Annotated in this window: 14 protein-coding genes and 2 riboswitches; of the genes, 10 read left to right on the top strand and 4 right to left on the bottom strand. The window is 56.4% G+C overall.

What is annotated here, in order from left to right:
- Positions 1-161: 161 nt before the first annotated feature.
- Positions 162-1166 (bottom strand): YpdA family putative bacillithiol disulfide reductase, encoded by a 1005-nt coding sequence (locus ACFPPD_RS07135; protein WP_209751692.1) that lies wholly within the window; start codon positions 1164-1166, stop codon positions 162-164.
- 52 nt (positions 1167-1218) lie between these two features.
- Positions 1219-1791 carry a PadR family transcriptional regulator gene (locus tag ACFPPD_RS07130; protein WP_209751690.1) on the bottom strand — a complete coding sequence of 191 codons (573 nt, stop codon included), beginning with the start codon at positions 1789-1791 and terminating at the stop codon, positions 1219-1221.
- 130 nt (positions 1792-1921) lie between these two features.
- On the opposite strand from ACFPPD_RS07130, the gene ACFPPD_RS07125 reads away from it, so the two are divergent.
- The 9 genes from ACFPPD_RS07125 to ACFPPD_RS07085 all read left to right on the top strand — a co-directional run bounded on the left by ACFPPD_RS07125 (position 1922) and on the right by ACFPPD_RS07085 (position 14480).
- Positions 1922-2347 carry an MFS transporter gene (locus ACFPPD_RS07125; RefSeq protein WP_378081657.1) on the top strand — a complete coding sequence of 142 codons (426 nt, stop codon included), beginning with the start codon at positions 1922-1924 and terminating at the stop codon, positions 2345-2347.
- The gene (locus ACFPPD_RS07120) at positions 2314-3198 is read left to right on the top strand and encodes an MFS transporter (RefSeq protein WP_378081655.1); all 885 of its coding nucleotides are present in this window, start codon (positions 2314-2316) and stop codon (positions 3196-3198) included. The genes ACFPPD_RS07125 and ACFPPD_RS07120 overlap by 34 nt, the downstream gene beginning before the upstream one ends.
- Positions 3199-4175: 977 nt before the next feature.
- Positions 4176-4727, top strand: a complete 552-nt coding sequence (locus tag ACFPPD_RS07115) for a sigma-70 family RNA polymerase sigma factor (protein ID WP_378081654.1) — start codon at positions 4176-4178, stop codon at positions 4725-4727.
- Positions 4690-5046, top strand: a complete 357-nt coding sequence (locus ACFPPD_RS07110; RefSeq protein WP_209751688.1) for a hypothetical protein — start codon at positions 4690-4692, stop codon at positions 5044-5046. Before ACFPPD_RS07115 ends, ACFPPD_RS07110 begins: the two co-directional genes overlap by 38 nt.
- Positions 5024-7138: a hypothetical protein gene (locus tag ACFPPD_RS07105; protein WP_209751687.1), complete on the top strand. Its 2115-nt coding sequence runs from the start codon at positions 5024-5026 to the stop codon at positions 7136-7138. The genes ACFPPD_RS07110 and ACFPPD_RS07105 overlap by 23 nt, the downstream gene beginning before the upstream one ends.
- Positions 7139-7214: 76 nt before the next feature.
- Positions 7215-8456, top strand: a complete 1242-nt coding sequence (locus ACFPPD_RS07100) for an MFS transporter (protein WP_378081651.1) — start codon at positions 7215-7217, stop codon at positions 8454-8456.
- A gap of 108 nt (positions 8457-8564) precedes the next feature.
- Positions 8565-9698, top strand: a complete 1134-nt coding sequence (locus ACFPPD_RS07095) for a response regulator (protein WP_209751685.1) — start codon at positions 8565-8567, stop codon at positions 9696-9698.
- Between the two features lie 179 nt (positions 9699-9877).
- Positions 9878-13399 (top strand): collagen binding domain-containing protein, encoded by a 3522-nt coding sequence (locus tag ACFPPD_RS07090; RefSeq protein WP_209751683.1) that lies wholly within the window; start codon positions 9878-9880, stop codon positions 13397-13399.
- A gap of 55 nt (positions 13400-13454) precedes the next feature.
- A riboswitch (cyclic di-GMP riboswitch) is annotated at positions 13455-13538 on the top strand.
- A gap of 33 nt (positions 13539-13571) precedes the next feature.
- Positions 13572-13654: riboswitch (cyclic di-GMP riboswitch) on the top strand.
- A gap of 13 nt (positions 13655-13667) precedes the next feature.
- On the top strand, positions 13668-14480 hold the full coding sequence (locus tag ACFPPD_RS07085) for a transglutaminase-like domain-containing protein (RefSeq protein ID WP_209751681.1): 813 nt from the start codon (positions 13668-13670) through the stop codon (positions 14478-14480).
- 68 nt (positions 14481-14548) lie between these two features.
- Here ACFPPD_RS07085 and ACFPPD_RS07080 read toward each other — a convergent pair whose 3' ends face one another.
- Together ACFPPD_RS07080 and ACFPPD_RS07075 are read right to left on the bottom strand one after the other, a co-directional pair.
- Positions 14549-15229 carry a class D sortase gene (locus tag ACFPPD_RS07080; RefSeq protein WP_209751679.1) on the bottom strand — a complete coding sequence of 227 codons (681 nt, stop codon included), beginning with the start codon at positions 15227-15229 and terminating at the stop codon, positions 14549-14551.
- A gap of 36 nt (positions 15230-15265) precedes the next feature.
- Positions 15266-15688 (bottom strand): ABC transporter ATP-binding protein, encoded by a 423-nt coding sequence (locus ACFPPD_RS07075; protein ID WP_209751677.1) that lies wholly within the window; start codon positions 15686-15688, stop codon positions 15266-15268.
- Between the two features lie 140 nt (positions 15689-15828).
- On the opposite strand from ACFPPD_RS07075, the gene ACFPPD_RS07070 reads away from it, so the two are divergent.
- Positions 15829-16629 carry a hypothetical protein gene (locus ACFPPD_RS07070; protein ID WP_209751675.1) on the top strand — a complete coding sequence of 267 codons (801 nt, stop codon included), beginning with the start codon at positions 15829-15831 and terminating at the stop codon, positions 16627-16629.
- Positions 16630-16764 lie beyond the last annotated feature (135 nt).

Here is a 16764-nt window from a genome sequence, read left to right as displayed (position 1 = left end):
GAAAAAGACGACTATATATCCTTATTTTGGGATAGTAGTCGTCTTTTGATTTAGTCAATCACTTACTGATTCAAAAAATCGTAGGTTATTCAGTGGCCTCTCGGGAGCGGGGGCGGGTTCCGGCGATTTGGGCTTCGAAACCGAACCGGAACTTCCTGTATTCATACTTCCGCGATGCGCCGGGCGATGAGCGTGCCGTGTTGACGGCCGCTCTCGATGAAGATTTCGTTCGCTTCGCGCCCCGCGGCGATGACGCCAGCGATGAACAGTCCGGGCACGTTCGTCTCCATCGTCGCGGGATCGAACGCGGGGACCGTCGTCTCGACATCGACGAACGCGCCGGCGTCCGTCAGCAGCGTACGTTCCGGACGAAAACCGGTCATCGCCAGGACGAAGTCGTTGTCGATGTCGTAAGCCGGTGCGTCCTCCCCGTTCGGCTGGACGGTCACCGTACCGGCGTCGATGCGGACGATTCGCGAAGAGAAGAGCATGCGGATCTTTCCTTTGTTGACGTTGCCTTCGAATAACGGACGAACCCACGGCTTGATGCTGGGGGAGTAATCTTCTCCCCGGTAGACGACGGTAACGTCCGCGCCGACGCGAAGAAGCTCCATCGCGGCGTCGACCGCGGAGTTATTGCCGCCGATGATGGCGACTTTCATGCCCGTGTACGGGTGAGCTTCTTGGAAGAAGTGGCTGACCTTCGGCAATTGCTCGCCGGGAATGCCGAGCATGTTCGGATGGTCGAAATAACCGGTCGCCACGATGACGTTCTTCGTCGCGTACGAGGAGGCTCTGCCGAATCGGTCGACCGTCTCCACGAGGAACGAACCGTCCTCTAGCGGGACGATCGACGTCGCCGTTTCGTAGGCGCGGATCCGAAGCTTGCGGCGCAAGGCGACGTCGCGGTAATACTGGAGCGCTTCGCGCCTCATGGGCTTTTCGTTCACCGAAGTGAACGGGATGCCTCCGATCTCGAGCAACTCGGCCGTGCTGAAAAATTGCAAATAAATCGGATATTGATAAATGGAATGGACGACGGCGTTCTTCTCGATCAGAAGCGGTTCGATGCCGACTTCCTGAAGCTCCAACGCGGCGGAAAGCCCGCAAGGGCCGGCGCCGATGATGACGGCTTTTTCGCTTGCCGCGCGTATTTCTTCGTTCATATCGTAGGCTCCAATGCTATCTATTAGACGGGACGACTGCGGACGGGGAGGGCTAACGTTCTTCCTTGGTTTCGACGGCGTCGACCGGAATCAAGCCGAGTACCCAGCGGCACCATTCGATGTTCGTGCGGGAGGCCATTAACGCTTTGTTCAGCAGAATGAACGCGCCGAACCGAGCGGAACGATAATCCGGCGATTCGCTCTCGGACAATCCCGCATCGCGGCGAATACTGGCGATTTTCTCTTCGACGCGGACGACCTTGGCCTCGTAAAACTCCAAACGGTGTCGGAACAGCGGTCGGGCCACCTCGGGGTCGACGGCCGAAACGCAGTAAGCTTTCAGCATCAATTCGTCCCTCAGGACAGGGTCCGAGGCCGGCTCGGCGAGCCATTCCCGCAAGGAGGCTAGACCTCTGGACGTGATGGTATATACCTTCTTGTCGGGTTTGTCGCTCTGGGCGACGAGTTCGAAAGACACTTGCTCCTCCTTCTCCATGGAAGAGAGCAAAGGATAGATCTGGCTATGCTTGGCGGGCCAGAAAGGCTGTATTTTCAACATCAGGTCGTAGCCGGACAACGGAGAATGGGAAAGCAGGCTGAGTAAGCCGTACGAGAGGGTGTTCAAGGCTGGGCCTCCAGACGATAAGTAAACTTTGACATAATACCAGAAGTCGGTGTATGATGAATGTTCGTTTTCTATTATATGTAAATAGAGACATAAGAGCAAGCAACAAGAAATACGTTTTCTGCCGATCATGGTTGCGATTTTTATCGGATCGTTTCTATGCATACTGGCCTCGTCCACGATTAATATCGCTCTCGAGATTTTGAAAAACCATTTCGATACGTCGCTCGATACCGTGACGTGGACGCTCACCGGCTTTATGCTCGCGATGGGAACGACGGCGCCGATCGTCGGTTACTTGGGAGAGAAGCTGAGCTATAAACGGCTTTACCTGTATTCCCTGATCGGATTCACGGTAACCTCGGCGCTATGCGCGGCGGCATGGGACGAATATTCCCTCATCGCGTTCCGCGTGCTGCAAGGGGCGTTTAGCGGATTGATCATTCCCGCTACGATGTCTATTATCTATCAGATCATTCCTCGCGACAAGCAAGCGATGGCGGTCGCCCTCTGGGGCCTCGCGTGCCGAAGAGCTTCGACTTGTTCGGCTTCCTGACCGTCATCCTGAGCAGCTCGTCACTGCTTCTGGCTCTCGGTCAAGGTCATAACTGGGGCTGGGACTCCGCGAAAGTCGTCTCCCTGCTCGTCGGCGGCTCGATCATGCTCGTTCTGTTCATCTGGCGCGAGCTGACCGCGAAGACGCCGCTGTTAAACCTTCGCATCTTCCGGAACGGCCGGTACACGCTGAATTTGTTCATCGCGAACATTCTGACGATCAGCCTCTACTCCGGTACGTTCCTGACGCCGGTGTTCCTGCAGCGGATCCAGAACGTCTCGGCGATCGATACGGGACTCATCCTGTTGCCGGCTTCGCTAGCGATGGCGCTCGTCATGCCGATCGTCGGCAAGCTGTATAGCGTCGTCGGCCCTCGCTGGCTCATGGCGGTCGGCATCGTATTGCTGACGATCGGAACGCTGACGCTGAGCTGGCTCAGCATCGACGTCTCCCACGGGTACATTCTGTTCTGGATGGTCGTCCGCAACTTGGGCATCGCCCTCGTCATGATGCCGTCGAGCAACGCCGGCATGGAGCTCGTGCCTCGGGAGCTGTCAGGGCATGCGTCCGCGATCATGAACTGGACGCGCAACGTCTTCGGCTCGTTCGCGATCGCGATCTTCACGACGCTGCTCGCGACGCGGTCCGCGCACCATGGCACCGCGATGGCGCTTGCGGGCGACAAGGACGTTGCGCACATCGGCGTGATGGCGTTCACGATGAGCGTGAACGACGTGTACCTGATCGCGACGTTCATCGCCGTAGCGGCATTGCCGCTTGCCCTGTTCGTCCGCCAAATCAAGATCAAGCCTAGCGCCGAGACCGCCAATGCGGAGCGCGCTTCCGCGTAATTCCATAGAAGGCAACGGCCGGCCGGCGAGGATTGGGACAATTTCCGACCCGCCGGCGAATACGCGTGGGACGTCTGGTGGGAAATCGCCATCAAGATGTACGTGCTCAAATTTGTCATTTCCGTCGCTTCGACGCCGATCATTGATATCGCCCGCAACTTCAAGTTCGAGCGCGAATAGGCAAGTCGGCCTTGTTTCATAAAAAAACAGCCTTGAAAGCCTCCCGGCGTTCAGGACTGCCCATCGGAACCGGAAACGGTTCTTTTTTGTTGCCCGTATTTATCCTCGGGATTTGTTCGGCTTAACGGCGACAGCCGGAGCGACAACCGGAACGACCTCCAGAGCGACCGCCGGAATGGCCTCCACAGCGACAACCGGAACGACCGCCGGAATGGCCTTGGCTACGGTTGCTTTTGTGATCGCAGCTGCTTTTCTTGTGATCGCATCCGCAAGAGCAGCTCTTTTTGCATTCGCGCTTATACGATTCATGCATATAGCAATAAGTCGGGCAACAGTTCGAAGACTGTCCCCAGAATCCGCCCCAGTATTTCGTCGTCGCTTTCAGGCCTTGAGAAGCGCTTGCGTTTCGTGGGCTTGTACTCAATTAAACAACACCTCCCATGCAAGAAGATGATTCAGTGTATGAAGAGATGCCCCCGACTGATTGAGACAAGCATAGCGCCATGCGAAAAAGGGCTAGTACGCGACGGGAAAGATTGGCTCAAGCGCCGATGCGCCATCATCGCCACCGCCGCCAACTTCTCTTCTTCTACACGGCGGACGTCGATAACGTTACCGTATCGCTCTATCTCCCCTTATTGCCGCATTTTTGCCGACATAGCGCTATCCCATCACGTTATTGCTGAGAGCGACTTATTAAAATCAGGAAAATTTCCGGGAATACGCAACCGAAACGCTCGAGCAAGCATCTTATTGTTGGAGAGGAGGGAGCCGATCTGGATCTCTTTAGCGGGTTATTGAACGGAGACGAGGCGGCGCTTCATGCGCTGATGGAACGTTACGGCGACGAAATGACGCGAACCGCCTATTTGCTCACCCGCGATCGCCAGGCTGCGGAAGAAGCGACGATGGACGCTTTCGTACAAGCGTTCGGCCGCATCCGGCAGCTCAAACATCCGGATAAGCTGAGAAGCTGGCTCCTGCGCATCGTCGCGAACCGGTGCAGGATGAGAATGCGAGCTTGGAGCTGGCGGCGCGTGTTTCCTTTCGCGGACGTCGATCGCTTATCGGTCGCGACGGCAACCGATCCGGAAAACCTGCTGCTGGCGGAATGGCGCAGCGAAAGGTTGAGCGATGCGATCCTTCGGTTGGATTACAAATACCGGGAGCCGATCGTTCTTTACTATTTTAACGAGATGTCCGTCTCCGAAATCGCGGAACAGACGTCCGAGAAAGAAAATACGATCAAGTCGAGGCTGGCGAGAGCTAGGGCGAAGTTGAAAGAATGGCTGGAAGAGGAGGAAGACGGGGATGAGTCCGGAGAAAACGCGGGAGCAGGCGCTTATTAGCCGGCGGTTGGACGAAGAATTGAAGGACGTGAAGTTCGCGAAAGCGGCGGAGACGCTCAGGCGTACCCATCCCCGCACGCGCCGGGATCGCCTGCATGCCTGGTGGAACATGGAGCTCCGCGTGCCGCTTTTCCCGATCGGCATCGGCTTCGCTGTCGCAATGACATTGTTCGTCGGCGTTCGCCTCAAGGAGGTTCCGGCCCCGGACGAGACTCCGTCCTACGAGCGGCGGGAACTCGTGCGAGCGGGCGGTAACACCTATTGGAAAGACGAATACGAGAAGGCGGTGGCGTTCCGTGACGGCAACACTCAAGGTTAAGCATCTCGTCTTGCTCGTCGGAACGTTGCTCGGCATCTTCCTGTTGCTTCAATGTTGGATCGTTCCGAAGGTTCAAATGGCGAACGTGAAGAAGGACTTCGCCGGCGGAGCCCCGAACGGTAAGGCGGCGATGAAGCGCGCGATCGATCATGCCTCCCGATGGGAGAAGCTGTCGCTGATTCGCAAGCACGTCATCGAGAACGGGACGGATTTCGATCTCAGCCGCTTCGACGTCGTGGTCGGCGCAGGATTTTATTACATGGGCGGCGTCCCGACGCTTCCCGACGCTCCTCCTTGGTCCGAGATGGAGAAAGTCGGATTCTTGAAGGAATACGTCGCTGAAGGACCGGTCGACGGCTACCTTGCCCGGGCGGCGGAACAGCTTGCGTTCATTTACGAGAAAATGGGGCGAGACGACGATGCGCTTGCCGCACTCGAGCTCGGCGAGAGCAGGCTGGAGGATGACGCCTCCGGGGGCAATCAAGCGGGACTGATGAAGCTGAACCGGGCGAAAATCCATGCGAGAAACGAAGAATACGCAAACGCGACGAAGTTGCTTGACGAGTTGATGGCTAGTGCTGGCGGATATCGGGACAGCTATACCGAAACCGAAGTCGAACGGATGCGCGCGCGAATCTTGTCCGCGGCGGGCGGAGAGGGAGCATCGGTATCCGGCGTCGCGAAGCGGAGCGACGGCAGTCCGCTGGTCGGCATCGGCGTCTATTTGCGGCAGAGCAACGCCATCAATCATAGCCTGTTGAACGACGAACCTTATCAGACGCTGACGGACGCCCAAGGGCGGTACTCCTTCAGAGGGGTCGTTCCCGGCAGTTATCAGCTCGCCATCGGCGTGTCGTACGAGCAGATCGACGGCTGGACGTACCCGGCGATGTATAACGATTGGTTGGATATTCGCGGCGGGCAGGAGCTGGAACAAAACGTCACGCTACAGCCGTTAATCGGCATTCGGTCTCCGGCCAACGATCAAGTCATTACGGGCCGGACGGTTAAGTTCGAGTGGGATCCCGTCGAAGGCGCCGCCTATTATGCTTTGCATGGCACGTTTCCATTCGGAAGCGGCGGTTATTCCAATCCTCGAATCGCATCGCATATCAAGGGCTCGGAAGCGGAGATTTCGCTGGAGCAACTCTACGAATCGTCCGGGGGGATCAGTTACCAGTCGGTCGACGGCAAGAACGTGCCGGATCCGACGGGGCTTCTCGGTTTCGGGAACCCGGACGGCCGATTCTCTTGGTACGTGGAAGCCTACGACGGGAACGACCGGTTGATCTCGAGGAGCAACGGGTACAGGCTGGACGGAAAAACGATGGGGCCGCTGCCGTTTTTCTATTTGAAGGCGCGGACTTTGACCGAGGCGGATCGGCTGCTGTTGGAAGGTAAGTTGAACGAAGCGATGGCCGCATACAAGAAGGATTACGAGACCGATCCGGGCGACCGGTATAGCTTGCATATGATTATACGCTTATACGAGACGGAGTCTTCCATCAATAGAGCGGGGAAGTGGCCGGAAGATGCAATGACGTACGCGGAAAAAATGATGAAGGCGGACGACTCGGGAAAGTATGCCTTTATGCTTTTCATGCACAACATCGAAACCGAGAATTGGAAGAACGTCGACAAGTACTATGACATCTACCGGCAATCCGAAAGTTGGCAAGCGGACGAAGGTTATGCGAAATCGATTTACGCGAAAGCCTATCTGAAGCAAGGAAAGATCAAGGAAGCTTCGGAACTTTTCGCGCAAGCTTTAAAGACGGATCCCTCCCACCGGTTCGTCGGTTATTCGATCGCATTGGATCTTATTTTCTCCGGGACGTTCGATTCGGCGATCGCGATGGCCGAGAAGTACCCGGAGCGCGATTATTTCGAGAGCGACAAAGCGAATTGGGCTAAAATGGCGAAAGCGTTGAAAGACGAAGAGGCTGCCGAGGGTAGCCGATACCGGGATGAGTTGCGGGAAGCGCTCAAGCTAGCGTTCGCGGGCGACGAGGACCAAGTCGACGCTTGGGCGAAGTCGGCTTCGCATCCGGCCATGAAAGCCTTCATGCAAGCCGTTGCGAACATCTGGTAACTTAACCTTATCTTGACTTCCCCGGATAGCGAATCTACACTGGGTAGGCAGAAAGAATGAATCGGAGGGTACGCCATTGGCTTCGTTCGCGGGAACGTCAAGGGCGGCATCGGATTCGGCCACGAAAGTCGCCTTGCCCGTCTTGCTCGCCATCAGTTTGGTCCATATGCTCAACGATTCGATGCAGGCCGTCGTGCCGGCGTTATATACGATCCTCGAGGACTCCTTGAATCTATCACTTACGCAAGTCGGGTGGATCGGTTTCATGCTGAATATGACGTCCTCGGTCATGCAGCCCGTCATCGGAGCCTATTCGGATAAGCGCTCGAGGCCGTCGATGCTACCGATCGGAATGGGGCTCAGCCTCATCGGCATGTGCGGCATCGCCTTGTCGCCGGGCTTCTGGTATTTATTGTTGTCGGTCGTGTTCGTCGGACTCGGATCGGCCATCTTCCATCCGGAAGGCTCGCGGGTCGTCTACTTCGCCGCGGGAGGCAGGCGCGGGTTCGCCCAGTCCGTCTATCAAGTCGGAGGCAACGCGGGCAGCTCGCTCGCGCCGCTCATGACGATCTTCGTATTCGTGCCGCTGGGTCAGATCGGAGCGATCTGGGGCACCTTGTTCGCGGCGCTCGCGATCGCCGTCTTGCTCGGCGTCGTGCCGTGGTACAGGCGCAAGCTGGCGGAATGGGACGCGGAACGCGCTCGTAACGCGGGAGCCGGAGCGGGTCGCGCAGGTTCCGCGTCGCAGGCGTTGTCGAACCATCCGCGGGTCAAGTTCGCGATGGGATTGCTCGTTCTTCTCGTGTTCGCGCGTTCTTGGTACCATACGAGCGTCGGGAGCTTCTACCAATTTTATTTGAAGGACGATTACGGATTGACGAAACAGCAGGCGCAAATTCCGGTCTTCCTGTTCCTCGCCGCGGGCGTATTGGGCACGTATTTCGGAGGCGTCTTGGCGGATCGCTTCGGCATGAAGAAAATGATCGTCTTCTCCATTCTCGGCGCGTCGCCTATCGCTCTCGCGTTGCCGCATTTGCCGCTCGCATGGGTATATCCGGCGATTACGCTGCTCGGTTTCGTCATTCTATCCGGCTTCTCTGTCGCGGTCGTATATGCGCAGTTCCTTATGCCGAAAAGCGTCGGCATGGCTTCGGGCCTGACGACGGGTCTCGCGTTCGGGATGGGCGCGATCGGCGGCGTGGCGCTCGGCAATGCGGCGGACGCGTACGGCTTGCATTCGGTCATGCTGGCGTGCAGCTTCCTGCCGCTGTCCGGACTCTTCGCGTTCCTGCTGCCGTCCGACCGCAAGAATCGATAATCCGCTAGCGCGGAGGCTGTATCCGATGGTCTGCCAGACCCCGGAGCGGCCTCTTTTCCAATGGATGCACGAAGAGCCCGAAGACGAGGGAAAAGGGGGGAAACAAGGATGAAAGTGATTTTGCTGGATGACGAACCGTTGGCGCTTCGAAGTCTAGAGGCCCAATTGGGCAAGATCGACGGAATCGAGATCGTCGGTAGCTTCATTAATCCCGTCGAGGCGCTCGCACAAGCCGGATCCCTCAAGCCGGACGCGGCGTTCGTCGATATCGACATGCCGCAGTTGAGCGGACTCGAATTCGCGGACAAACTTCTCGACATGGACGAATCGGTTGCGGTCGTATTCGTCACCGCTTACGACGATTACGCGATCAAAGCGTTCGAGCTCAACGCGCTCGATTATTTGCTGAAGCCGGTTTATCCCGATAGACTGGCGCTTACGGTATCCAGGCTGGAGAAACAGATCGTTCCCGGAACGGTTGCCGCCGGATACGAAGCAAGCCAATCGTCCGTCAAAGCAGCCGTGCGGTGCTGTCCTTCGCTTGTCGTCGCGGACGGTCACGGAGAGGCGCTCTCTTGGAGAACGGCCAAGGCGAAGGAACTATTCGCCTACATGATCCATAAGCGCGGGCAACCGGTTCGCAAAGAGACGCTGCTCGAACTTCTATGGCCGGACGTGGACGAGAAGAAAGGCTACGCGCAAATGTACACGGCGATCTATCGGCTTCGCAAATCGTTCGAGCACTCAGGGCTCGGCATCGAGTTGGTCAACAGCGGAGACGGATATTTGCTGAAAGCGGACGGCGTGTCGGTCGACTCGTCGGAGTGGGAGAAGGAGTTACGCGCGATCGGGGAATTGGACGACGGAACCGAGGGACGCCACGCGCTCTCGTTCGCGGCGTATCCGGGCGACTACTTATCGGAGCACGATTATGGCTGGGCGGAAGGGGAACGCCAACGTCTGCGGAACTTGCGCTACCGGCACGGAATGGAATTATGCCGCTACTGGTCCGAAAGCGACCGGGGCAAGGAAGCCGCGGACGCGTACGAGAAGCTGCTCACGGAATTCCCTTACGCGGAGGAAATCTATGAGGCGTTGATCGATCTTTACGATAGGGAAGGTTTCGGCTCTTTGGCCATGCGACATTACGAGGAACTGGAAAACATGCTGCGGACGGAATTCGGCGAAGAACCGTCCGAGGCGGCGTTACAACTGTACGAGCGGCTTCGCGCCAAATCATAATGATCGGATAATCGGCACGGATCAAACCTCTTTGGCCTTCGAGTCAAAGGGGTTCTTTCGCATGTTCGGCGAATCGGCGCGAACTTGGTCAGATTTTGTATAGTTGGCAAATGTATGCTGTATATTGCGAAGCTGTGGGCTTCAAATCGGCTCAAGCAAGGATGGAGGAATTTTTTACGATGAAAAAGATTGGATTTTTCGTATTGGCTTTATTGCTGATGTGGCAGAGCGTCAGCAGTCTAGGGAAAGTCAACGCCGCTCCCGTGTCCATTCCGGACAACCTGATTACGTCCGTAACGCTCACCGGGCTCGATGCTCACGGCAATCCTTTGCCGGCGGCGACTGCGCTCGAGCAAGGTTCGGACGTGAAGTTGGATTTCGCGTGGGAGTTGCCGAACACTCCTGATTATGAGGCAGGAAGTACGTTTACCTTTAAGCTTCCGGATGAATTCACTTTATTCAACGATATCGGCAAAGATCCGGCTTCGCCGGCTTATCTGATCTTCGGAGGCGATAACGTCGGCACGTTCACCGTGGATAAGGCCACGCACGATGTCGTCATGACGTTTAACGATTACATGGAATCCCACGACGACGTCTCGGGAACTTTGACCGTACGAACTCAGTTCGACGAGTCGAAATTCACGGGCGGCACGACGCAGGAAATCACTTTCCCCATCAAGAGCGGACCGTTCAAAGCGATGGTTCTCTTCAAACCGAAAGTGAACCAGACGATCGATAAGAAAGGCGAGCCCGATGCGAAAAAAAACCCGACAAAAATCTTGTGGACGGTAGACGTCAACAAGAAGCTGGAGACGGTATCCGGCGCGTTCGTGTCAGATACATTCCCGGCGGGGCTGGAAATCAACCCGGCGACCTTGAAAGTGTACGACGCGGAAGTCCAGTTGGACGGTTCCGTCGTACCGGGCAGCGTAACCGCCGCTACCTACAATCCCGGCATAGCCGCGGACAACAAAAGCTTTAACCTTACGTTCGGTAGCTCCATCAACAAGGCTTATCGTATCGTCTTCGAGACGTCAATTACGGACGAGTCGAAGACGAGCTTCACGAACGAAGCGACGTTCGGGGGTTCGGGGCTGACGGCAGCGAAATCGTCCGCTACCGTTGCTGTATCGTACGGCACCCCGCTCGACAAGCGTTCTTCCGGGTATAGCTCCACGACCCAGACGGTTACATGGGAAGTCGATTATAACTTCAACCAGAAGACGATAACTCAAGCGAACGCGAAGGTGACGGATAGCTTCGACGATATTCATATGCTCGTGCCTGGATCGGTACAGGTCCGCGAAGTCACGTTCGATGCTTCCGGCAATCCGGTCGTCGGCGCGGCGTTAACGGAAGGGATGGCTGACGATTATACTTTATCGGCCGTAACCAATGATGCCGTGACTCATAAAAACACATTCGATATCCAATTCAACGCAGCGATAAGTTCTGCTTACCGAATCTCTTACCAGACGAAAGCGGTCGATCCCGTCTATGCGGACGGCACGGTCCATAATTCGGTATCCTCCGGCGGCTTTAGCAAGAATACGAGCCGGAATTTCCAACAAGTCGTATTGACTAAGTCCAACAACAGTCCCGATTACGTAAACAAAACCGTTCAATGGCAGCTGCACTTCAACGGCAATGATTTCGGGATGACAAGCGCGAAAATCACGGATACGTTCACGGAAAGCGGCATCGAGCTCGATCCGGCTTCCGTCGTCGTCAAGAAGAAGAGCGGCGCTACGCTCGCCGATCCCGCGGATTACACGTTAACTCCTCTTGGCGGAGATTACAAGAAAGGTTTCGAGATCGTATTCGCCGGCAACGTAACCGAGCAAATCGACATTACCTACAAAACGAAATTCAACAATGATTGGCTGACGTCCGGTTCGAACTTCGACAATCACGCCCATGCGGCTTGGTTGGAGGGAGTAACGCCTCACGAAGCGAATATATCGAACTCGTTCGTGCCGAACGCGGCAACGAAAAACAACGGCTCTAAATCCGGTTCGTACAACGCGACCAGCAAGACGATTACATGGACGGTAGGCGTCAACTATAATCTGAAGACGCTCGCGAATGCCGAGATGGTCGACGTACTGGAAGTCGGGCAAACGCTCGTAAGCGGTTCGGTTAAAGTGTACGGCATGAACATCGCGACGGGAGGAGGCACGTCGATAGGTTCGTTAGTAGACCCTTCCGAATATACGGTCAATGTAACAGGGCAGACATTAAGCGTCGAATTCAACAACGCGATTTCCTCTCCTTACTTCATCACGTTCGAAACGAATCTCGATAATCAAATTATCGGAACGACGGCTACGAATACGGCGAAGGTGAAGGACGGGGCGACCGACGTATCGAAAGATTTGACGGCATCCGTCACGATTCCTCAAGGCGGCATCTACGTCTCGAAGGACGGCGCGCAGGACGGCGAACTCATCCATTGGAAAGTGTTCATCAACAAAGGACAATCGACCGTAAGCAGCGCGAAAATCACTGATACGCCGACGGACAACCAAGTGTTGATCGACGATTCCTTCAAGCTTTACGCGACGAATGTCGCGGCAGATGGCACGTTAACGAAGGGCGCCGTCGTTCCGGCTTCGGAATACGCGCTGACGATTAACAGGGCAGCCGACGGTACGCAATCGTTCGTCTTGAGCTTTAACAATACGATTCATACCGCATATTTGCTGGAATACGACTCTTTGATCGCCGCCCTTAACAACGAAAACGTCGGTAACGCGGTCGAGTTTTCGGGCAACGGCGTTTCCACCGGAACGAAACAGACGGATAAGAACGTCAAAGTCGGCGTTTCTTCGGGTTCGGGCACGGGAAGCGGCGTGATAGGATCGCTGACGGTCACGAAAGTGGACCAAGCGGATCATGCCATCGTTCTGCCCGGGGCCACTTTTAAGCTCGAAAGACAAGTCGGCGCGACGCGAATCTTGATTAACACGTTGACGACTGACGCCAGCGGCGAAATCTTGTTCGATAAGCTTTTGTCGGGGCAGTATTACTTGAAGGAAACGGCGGCGCCCGCAGGGTACCAACTCGATGCGGCGGAGCATGCCGTCACCATCGACTCGACTCACCAATTCGTCACCTTGTCGTTGGAAAATACGAGAAACCCTGTCGTCCCGCCAGTAGTACCGCCGGTAATCCCGCCAGTCGTGCCACCGGTAGTGCCGCCAGTGGTTCCGCCAGTGGTTCCGCCAGTCGAGCCTCCGGTTGAACCGCCGGTCGAACCGCCGGTCGAACCTCCGGTTGAACCGCCGGTCAAGCCGCCGGTAAAACCGCCGGTCACGGATACGAAGAAGACACCGGAAGACAAGCCGACGACGGGTAAAGTCGAAGTGCCGGACGGAGGGAAACCCGTCGTCAAGGAAAAGCCGAAGAACGGTACCGTCACGGTCGATCCGAAAGGCAAATGGACATACACGCCGAAGAAGGGCTTCACCGGCAAAGACAAATTCGTCATCGCAGTGAAAGACAAGGACGGCAACGAGCAAGACACGTTCGTCGATATCGACGTGGACAAAGTGCCGCGCGGCGGCATAGACGGAGAAGGCGGCAAAACGCTGCCGAAGACCGGTGAAGCAAGCCCACTGCCTTTGCAGCTGGCGGGTCTCGCCCTTGTCATCGCCGGCGTCGGGTTCCTCTGGAAACGGCGCAAGCTGTCCAAATAAACAAAAACTAGTCTATTTTTCGCGAATCTAGTATAATCAAAACAAAGAAAGCCGAACACGATAACGGCAAACCTGTCGAAAGGCAGCGACGCAATGCTACAGGGCCTTCCCGATTTTCGGATGGCAGCCAGCTACCGAAATTCCGGGCTTTTTTTGCTTCATCGCACCGAATCCCCGATAACGGCAAACCTGTCGAAAGACAGCGACGCAAAGCTATAGGGCCTTCCCGCCTGAGGATGGCAGCCAGTTACCGAAAGGAGTTTTACCGTTGAAGAAAATAATTCCCTTATTGCTGGCGATCGCGCTGGCATTCTCAGCAGCTCCGGCGGCGTTGGCGGCCGAATCGATCGATGCTGCTTGGTTGGACGCTTCCGCCGCGAACAAAGGTACGGTCGGCATTACGCTCGGTTCCGACACGGATAAGTTAACGAAAGCGAAAGTCTCGAAAGACGGGCGTTCTTACACGTATACTGTATCGAAAGCCGATGCCGAACATCCGGTATGGCTTCCGCTTCAAATGGGGAACGGAACGTATACCGTCACGCTTCTGGAGAACGTCAAAGGAAACCAATATAAAGTGCTCCGCACCCAAAAGGTCGACGTGAAGCTCGACAATGCGACCGTCCCTTTCTTGAACGCGGTGCAGAACGTGAACTGGAAAAACGCGGAAGATGCGGTCGGTAAGGCGACGAAGCTCGTGAAGGGCGCGAAGACGAACGAGCAAAAGGCGAAAGCGATTCACGCCTTCTTGATCGGCGCCATTAAGTACGACAACGAACTCGCGAAGAGCGTTACCTCGGAATATATTCCGGATATCGACGGAACGCTGGCCTCGGGCAAGGCGATCTGTTACGGTTACGCTTCCTTGTACGCCGCGATGCTTCGCAGCCAAGGGATCCCGGCGAAGCTGGTCATGGGTACGACGAGTTACGTCAAAGGCTATCATGCGTGGAACGAAGTGTACTTGAACGGAAAATGGGTCGTCGTCGACGCTACGGTGGACGCAGGGCTGAAAAAAGCGGGCAAGCCGTTCAGTTTCGCGAAATCGGCTAAAGAGTACGCGGCCGAGAAAGTGTATTGAGAGGATAACGGAAAAAGCCGGACGCGAAGTACTCGCGTCCGGCTTTTTGCTCTTTCCGTCCTATCTTGCTAGCTAACCAGCTTCGCTTGCACGATCAGCCTGTGCGTCGGATTGACGAGCGGGTCGCACGTGATCAGCGTAAGCATCGCGAGATCCCCTTCGTTCTCCAGCACCGAGAGGTCGGTCGGCTCGACGACTTTGATACGGAATACGTCATATTCGTACGAACGGTCTCCGGCATCGATCCGAATGCGGTCGCCGACCTTGACTTCGTTCAAGCGGTTAAACAGCCGACCCTTCGTTCTCGCGCGATGGGCGGCGATCGCAGCGTTGCCCGGTTGGCCGATGGCGGCCGTCTCGGTCATATGGGCGGAGGCGTATTTCATGTTCGCCTTGGTGGCCCCTTCCAATATCGGCAGCTCGACGTCGATGCCCTCGATGGTCAGAACGCCGAGGGCGCCTTCCGTTTGTTTGTCTATGGCCGGGGGCGGCGACGGCACGGTCTCGTCCTCCGGCGGTTGCTGGCCGAGCAAGCCGGAAAGCCGCTCGTATTCGACGGCAAGCGGAGTAACCGGGGCACCTGCCGTCGATGTCGGACGTTCCAGCTTCCGAAGCAATTCATTTTGACGGTGGTCGTCGTACTTTTCCCGTAGATAAGGGTAAGAGAGCAGCGCGAGGCCGAGCAAGATGAGGGCATAGGGTGCTTTGCGCAGGATGGGATTTCCTCCGTTCGGGTTCGTTCGCCCCATTATACCCGTGCCGACTCGACAATTTCTATACCGGAGTTACACGGTCTCTGCGGCGGCTCGTCCGTCGGTTTCTTCCTTCTCTTTGGAACGCATCAGGTATCCGTCCTTCAGCGTTAACTTGCGATGGGCGACAGAAGCGACTTGTTCGTCGTGGGTAATGATGACGAACGTCATGCCGCGCTCTTTATTTAATCCGCGAATCGTATCGAGAAGCTGCCGTTCGTTGTCGCTGTCCAAGCTACCGGTCGGTTCGTCCACCAGCACGATGGGCGGGTTCAGCATGAGCGATCTCGCCACGGAGACGCGCTGCTGCTGTCCGCCGGACAGCTCGCCCGGGTAATGGTCCGCGAATTCGGCGATGCCGACTTGCTCCAACAGCTCCATGACGCGCGCTCCGCGCTTGGAGGCGGGCGTTCCGCGAAGGACGAGCGGAAGCTCCGCGTTCTCGTAGGCGGTCATGCCGGGGGGGGGGGGGACGGGCTATTCAGCAATCTCTCAGCGCATACTTAGCCTAAATTAAGCTTCGTCTCATCCGCGGTTCAGATTTCCGGTCCATAATGAGCGCGTAAGACCAATTCCTGCCAAGGAGGCAAACGAAGATGAAAAACAAGGCGAAAACTTTAGGCATAACGGCAGTACTGGCGCTGATGATCCCGATGTCCGCGTATGCGGCAACGATCACGGGCAACTCGGATCCTTCATCCGCGAGCAAAAGCGAAGCGGCGCAGACGCAAAATGGCGCAGCGGGTTGGGTGAAAGGAGGTTTCGGCCGGGGAGGCCAAGCGGTCGGGCAAGAAGTGCTCGACTTGCTGAAGCTGGATAAGGCGGCATACGAGGAGAAGGCAAAGGCGGGAGCGACGCTGGCGGAAATCGCCGAGCAGCAGGGAGTGACGAGGGAGCAATTGAAGGCGGCATTGACCGCGGCGTTCGATAAGCGCCAAGCGGAGCAGAAGAAGGAGTACGCCGACAACTTGGACAAGCTGATCGACGGCCAACTGCCCGCCGGGATGGATGGCAGGCACGGAGGCGGCAAATTCGGAGCGGCTCCGGATTTAACGTCGGCCGGACAACTGCTCGGATTGACTGTCGACGAGCTGAAGACGCAACTGGAGTCGGGCAAGTCGCTAGCTGATCTGGCCGCTTCCAAAGGCGTGGAAACGCAGAAGCTGATCGACGCGCAAGTGACGGCGATCAAGGCTTCCGTCCAGCAAAAGGTGACGGACGGCAAGTTGACGCAAGCGCAGGCGGACGAGCGGCTGAAGGACGTAGTAGCGATCGCCGAGAAAATCGTAAACGGCAAAGGCTTCGGCGAAGGCCGCCGGCACGGCGGGGACGGTAAACGTCCGGACGCCGCCAAGACGGAAGCGACGGAATCGGCGAGCACGGGAAGCGATTCCTGATCGAACGAATAGAACGAACACCCCCATGCGATTCGCGAGGCCACTGAAGAACTTACGATTTTTCGAAGTAAGAAATAATGATTAAACGAAAAGACGACTTTTCATCCCATTTATTGGATGAAAAGTCGCCTTTTC

Origin of the sequence: Cohnella suwonensis (assembly GCF_042655365.1) — a bacterium.
In the GTDB taxonomy this organism is placed as follows: Bacteria; Bacillota; Bacilli; order Paenibacillales; family Paenibacillaceae; genus Cohnella; species Cohnella suwonensis.
Note: the sequence above shows the minus strand (reverse complement) of the source record. Positions and strands in the feature narration are given on the sequence as shown.

What these genes read in the sequence shown, in the direction of transcription:
- ACFPPD_RS07110 (WP_209751688.1), top strand. Translation starts at nt 4,690, where the DNA reads ATGAGTCCGGAGAAAACGCGGGAGCAGGCGCTTATTAGCCGGCGGTTG.
- ACFPPD_RS07080 (WP_209751679.1), bottom strand. Translation starts at nt 15,229, where the DNA reads ATGGGGCGAACGAACCCGAACGGAGGAAATCCCATCCTGCGCAAAGCA.
- ACFPPD_RS07125 (WP_378081657.1), top strand. Translation starts at nt 1,922, where the DNA reads ATGGTTGCGATTTTTATCGGATCGTTTCTATGCATACTGGCCTCGTCC.
- ACFPPD_RS07135 (WP_209751692.1), bottom strand. Translation starts at nt 1,166, where the DNA reads ATGAACGAAGAAATACGCGCGGCAAGCGAAAAAGCCGTCATCATCGGC.
- ACFPPD_RS07095 (WP_209751685.1), top strand. Translation starts at nt 8,565, where the DNA reads ATGAAAGTGATTTTGCTGGATGACGAACCGTTGGCGCTTCGAAGTCTA.
- ACFPPD_RS07090 (WP_209751683.1), top strand. Translation starts at nt 9,878, where the DNA reads ATGAAAAAGATTGGATTTTTCGTATTGGCTTTATTGCTGATGTGGCAG.
- ACFPPD_RS07075 (WP_209751677.1), bottom strand. Translation starts at nt 15,688, where the DNA reads ATGACCGCCTACGAGAACGCGGAGCTTCCGCTCGTCCTTCGCGGAACG.
- ACFPPD_RS07070 (WP_209751675.1), top strand. Translation starts at nt 15,829, where the DNA reads ATGAAAAACAAGGCGAAAACTTTAGGCATAACGGCAGTACTGGCGCTG.